14 protein-coding genes are annotated in these 13,010 nt (G+C 75.2%); 5 read left to right on the forward strand and 9 right to left on the reverse strand.

Translation table 11 applies throughout. From position 1 onward, the window contains the following. Positions 1-20: 20 nt before the first annotated feature. Positions 21-494 (forward strand): MarR family winged helix-turn-helix transcriptional regulator, encoded by a 474-nt coding sequence (locus tag ABD419_RS24580; protein WP_344492660.1) that lies wholly within the window; start codon positions 21-23, stop codon positions 492-494. On the opposite strand, the gene ABD419_RS24585 is transcribed toward ABD419_RS24580, so the two are convergent. Next, the gene (locus ABD419_RS24585) at positions 495-1,463 is read right to left on the reverse strand and encodes a pirin family protein (protein WP_344492663.1); all 969 of its coding nucleotides are present in this window, start codon (positions 1,461-1,463) and stop codon (positions 495-497) included. A 210-nt stretch (positions 1,464-1,673) separates the two neighbouring features. Between ABD419_RS24585 and ABD419_RS24590 the strand changes: the two genes are divergently transcribed. Together ABD419_RS24590 and ABD419_RS24595 are read left to right on the forward strand one after the other, a co-directional pair. Then, entirely contained in the window at positions 1,674-2,714 is a 1,041-nt protein-coding gene (locus ABD419_RS24590) for an LLM class flavin-dependent oxidoreductase (protein ID WP_344492666.1), read from the forward strand. Further along, complete coding sequence (locus ABD419_RS24595; RefSeq protein ID WP_344492668.1) at positions 2,711-3,343, forward strand: NADPH-dependent F420 reductase; 633 nt, start codon at positions 2,711-2,713, stop codon at positions 3,341-3,343. The genes ABD419_RS24590 and ABD419_RS24595 overlap by 4 nt, the downstream gene beginning before the upstream one ends. 39 nt (positions 3,344-3,382) lie before the next feature. On the opposite strand, the gene ABD419_RS24600 is transcribed toward ABD419_RS24595, so the two are convergent. The 5 genes from ABD419_RS24600 to ABD419_RS24620 form a co-directional block, all read right to left on the reverse strand. Beyond that, the gene (locus ABD419_RS24600; protein ID WP_344492671.1) at positions 3,383-3,985 is read right to left on the reverse strand and encodes a class I SAM-dependent methyltransferase; all 603 of its coding nucleotides are present in this window, start codon (positions 3,983-3,985) and stop codon (positions 3,383-3,385) included. Between the two features lie 147 nt (positions 3,986-4,132). After that, positions 4,133-4,693, reverse strand: a complete 561-nt coding sequence (locus ABD419_RS24605) for a dihydrofolate reductase family protein (protein WP_344492674.1) — start codon at positions 4,691-4,693, stop codon at positions 4,133-4,135. Between the two features lie 47 nt (positions 4,694-4,740). Continuing rightward, positions 4,741-5,121 carry a phage holin family protein gene (locus tag ABD419_RS24610; RefSeq protein WP_344492677.1) on the reverse strand — a complete coding sequence of 127 codons (381 nt, stop codon included), beginning with the start codon at positions 5,119-5,121 and terminating at the stop codon, positions 4,741-4,743. A gap of 11 nt (positions 5,122-5,132) precedes the next feature. Next, on the reverse strand, positions 5,133-5,432 hold the full coding sequence (locus ABD419_RS24615) for an SHOCT domain-containing protein (RefSeq protein ID WP_344492679.1): 300 nt from the start codon (positions 5,430-5,432) through the stop codon (positions 5,133-5,135). Then, positions 5,429-5,842: a DUF6325 family protein gene (locus ABD419_RS24620; RefSeq protein WP_344492681.1), complete on the reverse strand. Its 414-nt coding sequence runs from the start codon at positions 5,840-5,842 to the stop codon at positions 5,429-5,431. The genes ABD419_RS24615 and ABD419_RS24620 overlap by 4 nt, the downstream gene beginning before the upstream one ends. Before the next feature lie 137 nt (positions 5,843-5,979). Between ABD419_RS24620 and ABD419_RS24625 the strand changes: the two genes are divergently transcribed. Continuing rightward, positions 5,980-7,143, forward strand: a complete 1,164-nt coding sequence (locus ABD419_RS24625) for an adenylyl-sulfate kinase (protein WP_344492683.1) — start codon at positions 5,980-5,982, stop codon at positions 7,141-7,143. On the opposite strand, the gene ABD419_RS24630 is transcribed toward ABD419_RS24625, so the two are convergent. Together ABD419_RS24630 and ABD419_RS24635 are read right to left on the reverse strand one after the other, a co-directional pair. Further along, a complete protein-coding gene (locus ABD419_RS24630) occupies positions 7,118-9,133 on the reverse strand; it encodes a glycosyltransferase (RefSeq protein WP_344492685.1) in 2,016 nt (671 codons plus the stop codon). The two genes, ABD419_RS24625 and ABD419_RS24630, sit on opposite strands and share 26 nt — an antisense overlap. 208 nt (positions 9,134-9,341) lie before the next feature. After that, the gene (locus tag ABD419_RS24635) at positions 9,342-10,541 is read right to left on the reverse strand and encodes a PucR family transcriptional regulator (RefSeq protein WP_344492688.1); all 1,200 of its coding nucleotides are present in this window, start codon (positions 10,539-10,541) and stop codon (positions 9,342-9,344) included. A gap of 230 nt (positions 10,542-10,771) precedes the next feature. Between ABD419_RS24635 and ABD419_RS24640 the strand changes: the two genes are divergently transcribed. After that, positions 10,772-11,392 carry a helix-turn-helix transcriptional regulator gene (locus ABD419_RS24640; RefSeq protein ID WP_344492690.1) on the forward strand — a complete coding sequence of 207 codons (621 nt, stop codon included), beginning with the start codon at positions 10,772-10,774 and terminating at the stop codon, positions 11,390-11,392. A 4-nt stretch (positions 11,393-11,396) separates the two neighbouring features. On the opposite strand, the gene ABD419_RS24645 is transcribed toward ABD419_RS24640, so the two are convergent. Beyond that, a complete protein-coding gene (locus tag ABD419_RS24645; RefSeq protein ID WP_344492692.1) occupies positions 11,397-12,881 on the reverse strand; it encodes a carboxylesterase/lipase family protein in 1,485 nt (494 codons plus the stop codon). Between the last annotated feature and the right edge of the window lie 129 nt (positions 12,882-13,010).

Raw genomic sequence — 13,010 nt, forward strand, 5'->3', positions numbered from 1 at the left:
ACATTCCCGAGGAGGTCACGATGCCGCAGCGCAAGGGTCGCACCGCGCTCACCCGCACCGAGCTCGACAGCTGGCGCGTGTTCATCGAGACGACCGAGGACCTGCGCTCGGCGCTGGGCGGGCGGCTCCAGGCCGACAGCGGGATCTCGACCGGCGACTACCGGGTGCTGCTGGAGCTGAGCGAGGCGCCGGGGCGGCGGATGCGGTCCTCGCATCTCGCCGAGGCGATCTGCTGGGAGCGCAGCCGGCTCTCGCATCATCTGGGGCGCATGGAGAAGCGCGGACTGATCCGCCGCGAGGCCGCGGCGGGCGACAACCGCGGGGCGGAGGCCGTGCTCACCGACGAGGGGCGCGACGCGCTGCGGCGGTCGAGCGTCCCGCACTTCCACGCCATCCGCGAGCTCTTCCTCGACGCGCTCACACCGGCGCAGCTCGCCGCGGCGCGGGACGTCGCCGAGACGCTCCGCGACCACCTCGCGGCGCGCCGGACGTAGTCACCGCGGGTTGCGGCGGGGCATGATGACGGCGTTGGGCAGGGCCGGCGCGGGCAGGCGGCGGCCGGGGTAGCCCTCGACGGCGCCGAAGCGGTCGGCGGCGGCCTCCCAGTCCTCGCGGGCCCGCACGATGTCGTCGTGGCTGCGGCCGATGAAGTTCCACCACATGACGATCGCCTCCTCGAACGGCGGCCCGCCGAGCAGGATCGCGCGCGCCGCCGCGCCGGAGTCGTTGACGAGCGTCAGCGTGTCGGATCCGGTGGGCGCGTAGCCGAGTTCGGCCGGGCGGAGCGCGGTCCCGTCGAGGCTGAGGTCGCCGGTGTCGACGAGCAGGCCGTGCTCGAAGGCCGGGTCGACGGCGAGGGTGGCGCTCGCGTGCGGGTCGAGGTCGATCTGGGCGCCCAGCAGCGGCGTGAACGTGCGGACCGGGGAGGTGGACCCGGCGAGCGAGCCGAGGAAGACCCGGATCTCGGCGCCGCCGGCGCGGACCGGGGCGGGCACGTGGTGCTCGAAGGCGCGCGGCGCGTCCCGGTCGGACTCGGGGAGGGCGACCCAGAGCTGGACGCCGTGGAGGACGGTCGTGTCGGGAGTGGAGACCTCGGAGTGGGCGATGCCCAGGCCGCCGGTCATCAGGTTCATCTCGCCGGGGCGCACGATCGCGTGGGTGCCGAGGCTGTCGCGGTGCTCGACCTCGCCGGCGAAGAGCCACGAGACGGTCTGGAGGCCGGTGTGCGGATGCGGCGGGACGTCCATGCCGCCCGAGCGGGGCACTTCGACCGGGCCGTAGTGGTCGGCGAAGCACCAGGCGCCGATGAGGCTCCGGGCACGCTGGGGCAGCGTGCGGCGCACCTGGAGCGCCCGCGGGCCGCCCAGCGGCACCTCCCGCGCCTCCAGCACCTCGATCCCGGTCCCGGCGGGGGCCGAGGCCCCGCACCGCGTCTCCTGGGGCGCCGCTTCCGCGTTGCTCACCTGGGCCTCCCGTGCGCCGAGTTGATTGTCATGTCAGCCATCCCGAGCATAGCCCCGCGGCGGCGCGCGGCGGCGGATCCGCTCCGGGACGGGCCCGTACGTGCCGCTCGTCGCACTCGGCCCCGGATGGTTGACGCGTCAGCCACCTCGACCTACGATTGACATGTCAATCAGTTCCCGGCGTCCGCGCCGGCGATCGAGGAGAGCACCGTGAACGGCATCGAGTTCGGCATCGACAGCTTCGGGGACCTGCCCCGGGACGACCAGGGCAATGTCACCTCGTTCGCCCAGGCCATCCGCGCCACCGTGGACGAGGCGGTCCTCGCCGACCAGGTCGGCATCGACGTGGTCGCGCTCGGCGAGCACCACCGGCCCGAGTTCGCGATCTCCTCCCCCGAGACGGTCCTGGCGGGCATCGCGACCCGGACCTCCCGCATCCGCCTCTCCTCCGGCGTGACCGTGCTCAGCTCCGACGACCCGGTGCGGGTGTTCCAGCGCTTCGCCACCGTCGACGCGCTCTCGAACGGGCGCGCCGAGATCATCCTCGGCCGCGGCTCGTTCACCGAGTCGTTCCCGCTGTTCGGCTACGACCTGGCCGACTACGACGCGCTGTTCGAGGAGAAGATCGACCTCTTCCACCGGCTCCTCGACGAGAAGCCCGTGACCTGGAGCGGCACGCAGCGCGCGGCCCTGGTCGACCAGGACGTCTTCCCCAAGACCGAGTCCGGGCGCCTCCCCACCTGGGTCGGCGTCGGCGGCAGCCCCCAGTCGGTGATCCGCACCGCGAAGTACGGGTTCCGGCTCATGCTCGCCGTCATCGGCGGCGCGCCCGAGCGCTTCGCGCCGTACGTCGACCTCTACCGGCGCGCGACCGACCAGCTCGGCACCGAGGCGCACCCCGTCGGGCTCCACTCCCCCGGCCTGGTCGCCGACACCGACGAGGAGGCCAGGGAGCTGTTCTACCCGGGCTACAAGGTGGTCCGCGACCGCATCGGGAAGCTCCGCGGCTGGCAGCCGCTGCGCCGCGAGGAGTTCGAGCACGAGGTCGAGCACGGCTCGCTCTACATCGGATCGCCCGAGACGGTGGCCCGCAAGGTCGCGGCCGCCGTGCGCGCGCTCGACGTCGGCCGCTTCGACATGATCTACTCCGCGGGCGGCGCGATGTCCGCGAGCGCGCGGCTGCGGGCCGTGGAGCTGTACGGCGCCAAGGTCGTCCCGATGGTGCGCGACATGCTGGCCGACGGCCGATGAGCGGGCCGCGGCAGACCGTCGGCGTCCTCGGCGCGGGCAAGGTCGGCACCGTCCTGGCGCGCCTCGCGGTCGCGGCCGGGTACCGGGTCCTCGTGGCGGGCTCGGGCGATCCGGACCGGATCGCGCTCACCGTCGAGGTCCTCGTGCCCGGCGCCGCAGCGGTGACCGCGGCCGAGGCCGCGCGCGAGGCCGACGTCGTGGTCCTCGCGCTGCCGCTGGGGAAGTACCGCGCGATCCCGGCGGTCGGCGACGCGCTCGTCGTCGACGCCATGAACCACTGGTGGGAGGTCGACGGCCCGCGCGAGCGCGTACTCGATCCGGGCACGTCGTCGAGCGAGGCCGTGCAGAGCTTCCTTGGTACGCGCCGGGTGGTCAAGGCGTTCAACCACATGGGCTACCACGATCTCGAGGCGGAGGCGCGGCCTGCGGGCGCGCCGGGCCGCAAGGCGATCGCGGTCGCCGGGGACGACGGCGCGGACGTGGCCGCGGCGGCGTCCTTCGTGGACGCCCTCGGCTTCGACCCGGTCGTCGCCGGACCGCTCGCCGAGGGCGTCCGCATGGAGCCGGGCACGCCGGTGTTCGGCGCGAACGTGGCGGCCGACCGGCTCCAAGCGCTGCTCGCGGGCTAGGGACCCGGACACCGCCCGTCCGGATGCACCGGACAGGCCCTAAGCGCCGGTGCGCCGGGCCAGGAGGACGGTGTCGTGGGTGTGGTGCGCGCCCTCCGGCGGCGGCGTGGTGCGCGGGCGGGTCTCGTCGGCCTCGACGGTCCAGCCGTCGCCGAGCGCGGCCGCGATGTCGCCGGGGTGCACGAAGTCGTCGAACGCGAAGTCGCCGCCCGCGTCGGGGCCCGGCGGCCGGGCGTGCCCGACCACGAGCAGCGTCCCGCCGGGGGCGACGGCGTCGAGGAGCGCGCGCACGACGCCCTCGCCGTCGGCGCGCAGGATCGGGAAGTACTGCGCCGAGACCAGGTCGAACACCCTCGCGGGCGGCGGGGCGGTCACGAGGTCGCCCTGCGACCACGAGACGCGGTCGGCGACGTGGGCGCCGGCCGCGGCGGCGCGTTCGAGCGCGACCCGCGAGAGGTCGACGGCGGTGACGCGCCAGCCGCGCTCGGCCAGCCAGATCGCGTCCCCGCCCTCGCCGCAGCCGACGTCGAGTGCCTGGCCGGCGTCGAGGTCCTCGACCTCGTGCACGAGCACGGGGTTCGGCCTGCCGCTGAACAGCCGCTCCCGGCTGCCGTACCTGTCGTCCCAGAACCGCGCGTCCATCGCTCTCCCTGTCTCCCGCCGGTCCTCCGACCTTCCCGCACCGGAGCCGCATCCGGCAAGGTTTCTTGCGGAACCGGCAAACCGCCCCGCATGAGCGTCCGCCGCGGCGGGGGCGCGCCGATCGGGACGGGCCCCGGGGGCCTCAGGTCACCGCTTGGGGACGAAGCGCAGGGCCGTCGCGCCCGAGAGGAACTCCCTGCGCTGCACGAGTTCGAGGTCGAGGTGCTCGGTGAGTCCGGCGAACGGCGCGGGGCCGCGGCCGGCGATGCGGGGGTGCACGATGAACTCGTACTCGTCGATGAGGCCGAGGCCGGCGAGGGCGAGCGGGAGGGTCACGCCGCCCACGTAGACGCCGCCCTCGTGCGCCGCCTTGATCCGGCGGACGGCGTCGGCGAGGTCGCCGTGCACGAGTTCGGCGTTCCAGTCGACCCGGTCGAGGGTGCTCGACACGACGTACTTCGGCATGGCGTCGATGCGGCGGGCGAACGCGACCGTCGCGGCGTCCTGCATCCACTCCGGGGTCTCGCCCGAGGGCGGGAGGCGCCAGGCCTCCTCCATCATGGAGTAGACGACCCGGCCGAAGAGGAGGGCCTCGACCCGGTCGAAGCCCTCGGCCGCGTAGCGGTGCATCTCCTCGGTGCCGTCCATCGCGTCGTGCGCGCAGCAGCCGTCCAGTGTGGTGTTGATCGAGTATCGAAGTGCGCCCATGGCGCGATGCTACCGCCGGGGTCCGACACCGCGCCCGGTTCGCGCGGTCAGGAGGACTCGCGGTCGGGGACGGCGAGGCCGACGACCCAGGAGACGACGCCGACGATGACCGCGCCCCAGAACGCGGGCCAGAACCCGTCGATGCTGAACGGCAGGCCCAGCAGGCCCGCGATCCACTCGGTGAGCAGGAACAGCAGCGCGTTGACCACCAGCGCGGCGAGGCCGAGCGTCACCCAGTAGACGCACCCGCCCGCCTTGCGGAACAGCGGTTTGAGGGTGGCGTTGACGAGGCCGAACACGAGCGCGACCCCGATGAGCGTGAGCGTGTTGCGCACCGGCCCCGAGGCGTCGACGCGGATGCCGTCCAGCATCAGCGCCGCCAGGGCGAGCGCGGCGGCGGTGATGAGCGTCCGGATCAGGAATCGCACGGCGCCGCCTCTCAGGCCAGGAGCTTCGCTTTGGCCGCGGCGAACTCGGCGTCGTCGAGGACGCCGGTGGCGTGCAGCTGCGCGAGGCGGTCGAGCTTGGCGAACAGGTCGTCCCCGCCCGCCGGCTGCGGTGCGGCGGCCGGAGGCGGCGCGGCCTGCTGCTGCCGGTAGGCCTCGGCGTCGGCCTGGGTCTGCTGGCGGTTGTCGGCGGCGCGGTTCATGGAGCGGTTGACCGCTCCGGCGGTGCCGGCGATGACGGCGGTGCGGGCCATGGTGCCCAGCAGGCCGGGCCTGCCCACGCGGCGGATCATGACGAGGCCTCCTCGGCGAGCGCGGTCAGTGCGGTGGCCGGGACGCGCTGCCAGTCGACGAGGCGGCCGCCGACGCCGCGCACGGCCTCGGCGAGCGTGGCGGCCCAGGTGTGCTCGAAGACGAGCATCCCGATCGCGGTGTCGGGCTGGAGCTCCTCGGCGATGAGCTCGGCGTCCTCGGCGGCGAGGACCCCGGAGGGCTCGCCGACCAGGGAGGCCAGCCGCTCGTCGACGTTCGCGGCCTCCATCCAGGTCACGGCGCCGTCGGGCCCGCGCGAGACGAGCAGGGCGTCCAGGACGGTGATCGTGCCGTCGGCGGCGAGCCGTTCGAGCTCGGCGAGCACCCGCCCGTCGAACCGGTCGCCGGAGAACTCGACCAGGACCAGGTCGACCGGTGCGTTTCCTGCCATGCGCTGCTCCCCCACCCGTGCGGTCACTTCCTGGCTGGGACGCTACACCGGCGTCCGTCCCCAGTCCGCGCTTCGCGCAAGACCGGGGCCGCGGGCGGCCCGGTGAAAGCGGTTGACGGCGGATCTAGGCTCGCCGCATGGACACCACCGCGCTCCTCTGGCTCGTCGGCGCCGCCGGTTCGGGGAAGACCGCGACCGCTTGGGCGCTGTTCCGGCAGCTGGCCGACGCGGGCGTGCGGGCCGCTTACGTGGACGGCGACCAGGTCGGCATGGCCTACCCGGCCCCGGCCGGCGACCCGGACAACGAGCGCGTCAAGGCCCGCGGCCTCGGTGCGGTGTGGTCGGGCTTCCGGGCCGCCGGGGCGCAGTGCGTCGTCGTCTCCGGCGGAGTCGGGAGCGCGGCCGTGGTCGCCGACTACGCCGGCCAGGTGCCGGGCGCGGCGATGACGCTGGTGGAGCTCGCCGTGGACGCGGCGGAGCGGCGCAGGCGCCTCCTCGGGCGCGGGAACTCCGAGTACCTGATCGAGCCGGCCGCGGCGCACGCGGCCGAGCTGGCCCGGAACCCGCTGACGGCGCACCGCGTCGACACGGGCGGCCGCACGGTCGCCGAGGTGGTGGCGCTGGTCCGCGAGCGCGTCGGCGACTGGCCCGGGGCGGCGCCGGGACCGTGGCCGGCACGTTCGTTCCCCGCAGTGGAGTCCACTGAGGAGGAACGGGCCCCGATGGTGTGGGTGTGCGGGGCGGCCGGGGTCGGCAAGTCCACCACCGCGTTCCCCGTCTTCCTGCGGCTCCTCGCGTCGGGCGTGCGGGCGTCCTATGTCGATCTGGCCCAGATCGGCTGGGCCGCACCGGAGACGCCGGACGACCCCGGCGGCCACCGCCTCCGCGCGCACAACCTCGGGGCGCTGTGGCGGGCGCACCGGGACGCCGGGTCGCGGTGCCTCGTCGTGTCCGGCGCCGGGGGCGGCGCGGCCGCGATGCGCGGGTACCTCGGCGCGGTGCCCGACTGCGATCCCGTCGTGGTGCGCCTCGACGCCCGGCCGGACGTCCTCGCCGAGCGGATTCAGATGCGCAGCAACGGTATCGGCGTCGAGCTGCCGGGCGACGCGCTGCGGGGCCTCGCGGGCGCGGACCTCGCCCGCGCCGTGGCGGAGGCGCAGGACGAGGCCGCCCGGCTCGCGGCCGAGGGGGTCGGCGACTCGTGCGTGGACACGAGCGACCGCACGGTGGAGCAGGTCGCCGCGGACATCGCCGCCGTCGCCGGGGTGCCGGGCGTCAGCGGGCGACCGCGGCGTTCCTGACCGACGGCGCGGGGACCGCGGCGATGTCGAGGTAGACGCGCTCGTACTCGGCGAGGGTCGATTCGAGGTCGTGGGAGGCGATCAGGTCGAGGCTGGCCCTGCCCATCGCGGCGAGGGTCGACTCGTCGGCGATGACGGCCGCGATGCACCGCGCCATCTCGGCGGTGTCGCCGGGCGGGTAGAGCCAGCCGTTGCGCCCGGGCCGCACCAGGTGCGGGAGGGCCATGGCGTCGGCGGCGACGACCGGCCGACCCGCGGCCATGGCCTCCATGGTCGCGATGCTCTGGAGCTCGGCCGTGCCGGGCATGCAGAACACGTCGGCCCGCTGGTACGCCTGCACCAGTTCGCGGTCGGCGACGAACCCGTGGAAGCGCACGCGCTCGGCGACGCCGAGTTCGGCGGCCAGCGCCTCCAGGCGGGGGCGGACGCTGCCGTCGCCGACGATCTCGACGCGGGTCTGCGGCAGGAGCGCGGCGGCTTCGAGGAGTTCGTGGACGTTCTTCTCGGCTTCGAGCCGGCCGACGAAGAGCAGGGTCGGGGCGTCGGGGCGCGCGGCGTCGCCGGCGTAGCGGGCCCGGTCGATGCCGCAGGAGATCGCCATGACGGGGCGGTCGAGCCCGTTGCGCTCCAGGAGTTCCGCGGCGCGCGGGGTGGGGGTGGTGCAGACGGTGGCCCGGCCGTAGACGCGGGCGAGGTCGCGCCAGGCGAGCGCGGCGACGAGGCGGTGGGACCAGCGCGGCAGCGGTCCGAAGCCGAGGAGGTTCTCGGGCATGAAGTGGTTGGTGGCGACGACGGGGATGCCCGCGGCGGTGGCGGCGCGGACGGCGGCGCGGCCGACGATGAAGTGGGCCTGGGTGTGGACGACGTCGGGCGCGATCGCGTCGAGCAGTGCGGGCACGGCCTTGTCGGCGCGCCAGGGCCAGCAGAACCGGAAGTCGGGGTGGAACGGGGTGCCCGTGGAGCCGATGCGGTGGACGGTCACGCCGCCGACGGTCTCGGTGAGTCCGGAGGCGGTGGTGGAGGGGCAGACGACGTGCACGTCGTGGCCGCGTTCGGCGAGGCCGGTGGCGAGGCGGTGCGCGAAGTTCGCGGCGCCGTTGACGTCGGGCCAGTAGGTGTCGGCGGTGAGCGCGATGCGAAGGGGGCCTTCGGGTCGGCGCTCCCGGGCGGGCGCGGCGGGGTCGCGCGGCGGGAGGACGCGAGCGAGGACGGCGAGTCCGGCGACGGCGGCGAGCGCGGGGACGACCATGGCGGCGAGGGTGCCGGTGCCGGTCTCCCCGTAGGCGAAGGCGCCGATGAGGACGGCGACCAGGGGGTCGACGACGGTGAGGGCGCCGACGACCGTGGCGGCGGGCCCGGCGGCGTAGGCCTGGTGGACCAGCCACGCCCCGGCGAGGGCGGCCGCGGCGGCCTCGGCGATAACGACGGCGACGAGTTCGGGCGCGATCGGGGCGACGGCGGCGGCCCTGACGAGCGCCGAGGTGAATCCGAAGAGGACGGCCGCGGCGACGGCGAGGAGCAGGCACCTGGTGCGGCCCTTCGCGAAGCGGGCGCCGAGGGCGAGTGCGGCCGCGGCGGGGAGGGCCCAGTGGGCGGCGGCGACGTCGGGCGCGGGGACGACGGTCCCGGTGCCGAGGGCGGCGCACACGGTGAGCGCGGCGATGCCGGTGACGCTGAGCGCCATCGCGGCGACGACGGAGCGGGTGAGCGCGATCCCGGAGAGGACCGCGGTGAGGACGAGGGCGATCATGCCGATGGGCTGCACGACGGCGAGCGGGGCCAGGGTGAGGGCGATGATGTGCAGGCCGGAGCCGAGGACGACGAGGCCGTTCCCGACGTACCAGGCGGGCGTGCGCAGGATCGTCAGGACGGCGGGCAGCCGCAGCACCGGCTCGGTCGCCGACCGGTGGACGGCGCCGTGCTGGAGGCAGGCCGCGGCGGCCAGGCAGCAGGCGCCGACGGCGGCGAGGACGATGGCAAGGATCAGCATGGATTCCTCTCGGACCGCATGACGGCGAAGGTCGGATCGCGGCAGGGGCGAGTGCGCAGGCACGGGACGGATGCACGATCAGACTGGCGTATCCGGGTACGAGGTGGCATGAAGAACGGCCGTCGAGTCGGTGAAGAGCACGTGTCCGTTCCGTCCGCGGACCGGCGCGGCGGGGCGCGGGGCCGGTGCGGGTTCACCGTGGGCGGGCTCAGTCCCAGGACTGCGGGGGGAGCTGGGTCCAGGCGTGGCAGGCGGCGACGAGCTCGGCGACGTCGCCCGGTCGGGTGAGGCTCCGCCCGGTGGCGACCTCGATGCGCCGCAGGCGGTGCCGGACGGTGTTGGGGTGGCAGGTGAGGAGGCCGCCGGTGGCCTGCGCGGAGCCGCCGGACTCGATCCAGGCCTCGAAGGTCTCCAGGAGCATGTCCCGGCGGTCGGCGGGCAGGTCGAGGAGGCCGCCGAGGATGGTCCGGGAGGTCTCCTGCGCGGCGTCGGGGGCGGACGCGACGAGGACGTTCATGGGGTTGTCGCGGAACTGCTCGACGGTGCTGGTCCCGGGGTGGCGCCGGAGCACCAGGCGGGCGAGCCCGAGCGCCCAGGAGGCGCGCCGCAGCGGGGTGAACACGGGGCTGACGCCGATCGGTCCGGAGGCGTGGCGCCGCAGCACGTCGAGCACGGCTCCCATCCGGGCGGCCCGCTCCAGCGACAGGACGCCGACCAGGGAGTCCTGGGTGAGGTGCCAGACCGAGGCCACGTCGATCGCGGAGAGGTGGGAGTCGACGCGCGGGATGGGGTCCCGGCCGAGTCCGGTGGCGGCCGCGACGACGACGAAGGCGCCTTCGGCGGACAGGCGCAGCTTCTCGGCGACCTCGACCACGGTCGCGAGGCCGACGTTGTCGGCGAGCAGGACGCTCACCAGCGCGGCGCGTTCGCGCTCGCGGGTGAGCAGGAGGTGCTGGGCCTCTTCGCGGTAGGCGTGGATGAGGGTGTCGCCGACGAGGTTGTGGAGGTGGAACCAGTTGCGGGACAGGTCGACGATCTCGTCGGCGGGCATGGCCGGGGCGGTGCGCGCGGCCTGGATGAGGGCGCTCCAGGCCTCGTCGTAGCCGATGCGGAAGGAGGACAGGAGGTCGGCGAGGGGGACGCCCTGCTGGGCCCGCACGCGGCCGGTCTTGACGGCGGTCGCGAGGTCGAACTTGCGGCCGCACAACCGGTCGAACGCGTCCTCGACGTTGGCGACGACGGAGGCGTGCACGAACTCCCGGCTCCCCACCGCGCCCGCGGCGTAGACCGGGATCTCGGCGAAGAGCCGGCCGGTGATGCGGTCGGCGATCCCGGCGACGCCCGATCCGACGCGGGCGATCACCTTCTCCGCTGTCCTGCTTGTCGACTCGATGAGATCGACCGTCATTCCCGCCACCTCCCCAGTCCGGGCCCGGCCCGCTCGTCGCGCGAACTGTCTCCCAGGACAACGCGCCGGTCGAAACACTGTCCCGCCTGCCAACGACCTGGACCGCGTTCAAGCGTCAATCTATACGGCGTGGCGCACTGTGGCCGGTCCGCGCTGCTCCGGCGGGCATTGACAACCCGGCCGGGTGATAGGCGCGCTCCATTGCAGGCACCACCGAAGGGCGGGAATCCGTGAAGACGATGATCGTGGGACTGGCGACCGAGGAGGCCAGGGACCGGATCGCCGCGTGCGCCGAGTACATGGGCGTCGGGCGGTCGGTCGCGACGGTCGCCGACGCCGGAGAGCTGCTCGAGCTCCACCGCCGCACCCCCTCCGACCTGGTGGTGGCGGACCTCGCCTTCGCCGGGACGGATCCGGTCGTCTTCGCCGGGGCCGTGCACGCGCAGAGCCGGTACACGCAGGTCGTGCTGACGGGCCCGTTCTCGCCGTTCACGGCCTCGCGCGCGATGGCGTCGGGGGCCGCGGCGCTGGTGTGCGGGCCGAACGGGGAGCCGGACGGGCTCACCGCCTCGGTCGCGCGGTCGATCATCCTGACGTTCCCGGGGGCGGTGCGGGCGGCCGCGGCGATCCCCCTCCAGGCGATGCGGCCGCGCCGAGACCGGTTGACGCCGCGGGAGGTGCAGGTGCTGCGGGCGATGAGCGACGGCAAGTCGAACGCGCAGATCGCGACCGAGCTGTTCCTGTCGGTGGACACCGTCAAGTGCCACGCGAAGCGCCTGTTCCGCAAGCTCGGCGTCCACGACCGGGCGCACGCCGTGGCCGAGGCGTTCCGGTCGCGGCTGATCTGCTGAGCGGCTACCGGAGGGCGCGGACGCCCGCGTAGCCGTCGGGGACCGTCGCGGACGGCGTGTCGAACACGCGGGTGCGCGGCGACGCGGCGGTGGCGGCGGGCCAGCCGGGGTCGCCGGTGCGGGCGAACGCGACCGCGGCGCCGTGGACCTCGGCGGCGAGGGCCCGCGGCGGCGCGCTCCCGGTGAGGCGGTCGATGCCGACGGCGTCGAGGTGGTCGAAGAAGAACGGGATGTCGAGGCAGTGGACGGCGGCGCCGTACACCGGCGAACGCCACGCGAAGCGGTACAGCCGGGTCGGGGCCGCCCCCTCGCGGGCCGCGAGCAGGCCGGGGATCGCGGCCCGGAAGGCCCGGTCGGTGGTGTACCGGGCGAGCGTCGGGATGGTGCCGCGGCGGCGGACGTCGGCGTTGTCGGCCAGCCAGGCGCGGCGGGCGGCGCCGGTGAGCCCGATCCGGCCGAGCAGGAACCGGGCGGGGAGGAACCGCAGGAACCGCTTCGCGTTGCGGAAGGCGGGCACGAGTTCGTCGTCGCAGGTGCCGACCACGAGCGGGACCTCGGCGCCGTGCCCGGCGGCGAGCGCGTCGGGCACCGCCGCGGGGAGGAGGTCGCCGTCGACGACGGGGCCGTACGGGAGGCCCTCGTCGAGCGCGGCGGTGATCGCCGTCGTGATGTTCCCCGACTTCAGGCCCATCTCCTTGCGCTGGAGCTTGAGCAGGCGCTTCTCGGCGACGGCGGTGAGCGACTCGCGGGTGGGCAGGGCCCCGGCGCGTTCGGCGATGAGGCGGGTGAGCGCCTCGGCCGCGGCGGGGTCGCCGTACGCGGGCGCGGGCGAGAGCGCCCAGCCGCGGGCGAGCAGGCCCTTCGCGCGGGGCGAGGCGAGGAGGGTGAGGACGGCGGTGCCGCCGGCGGACTGGCCCGCGACCGTGACCCGCGAGGGGTCGCCGCCGAACGCGGCGATGTGGTCCTGGACCCATGCGAGGGCGGCGATCCAGTCGAGGACGCCGCGGTTGGCGGGCGCGCCCTGGATCGGGGCGAACCCGTCGAAGCCGAGCCGGTAGGAGAGGTTGGCGGTGACGACCCCGTCGCGGCAGAACGCGGCCCCGTCGTACCAGGGCGAGGCCGGGGACCCGGCGGTGAACGCGCCGCCGTGGATCCAGACCAGGACCGGCAGGTTCGCGCCGGGGCCCGGGTCGGGGGTGAAGACGTCGACGTTGAGCGTGGCGTCGCCGGGGACGGCGGCCTCGGGGAGGAGGTTCGCGGTGCCCCCTTTGCGATAGGGCGTGGGCCCGGGTTCGAGGGCGTCGCGCACGCCGTCCCAGGGGGCCTGCGGGACCGGGGCCCCGTAGCGGCGCTCGCCGGTCGGGGCCTCGGCGAAGGGGACGCCCAGGAAGGCCGCGCTGGCGCCGGGCGTGCCGGGTTCGCCGCGCCAGCGGCCCCGGAGGCGTCCGCTGGGGGTCAGGACCTCGGCGAAGCGGTCGGGTTCGCGCACGCTCGGCCTCCTTCCCCCGCCGCCGGCCGCGCGGCGGGTAGAGCCCGTAGGGTACCGGCGCGGCGGCGGCGCCGCGGCGATTCGCGGGGGCCGGCCCACGCGCGAGGGCCCGCGCGGGTCGCGGGGGCC

Source organism: Glycomyces endophyticus (assembly GCF_039531525.1).
GTDB classification, from domain to species: Bacteria; Actinomycetota; Actinomycetes; order Mycobacteriales; family Micromonosporaceae; genus Glycomyces; species Glycomyces endophyticus.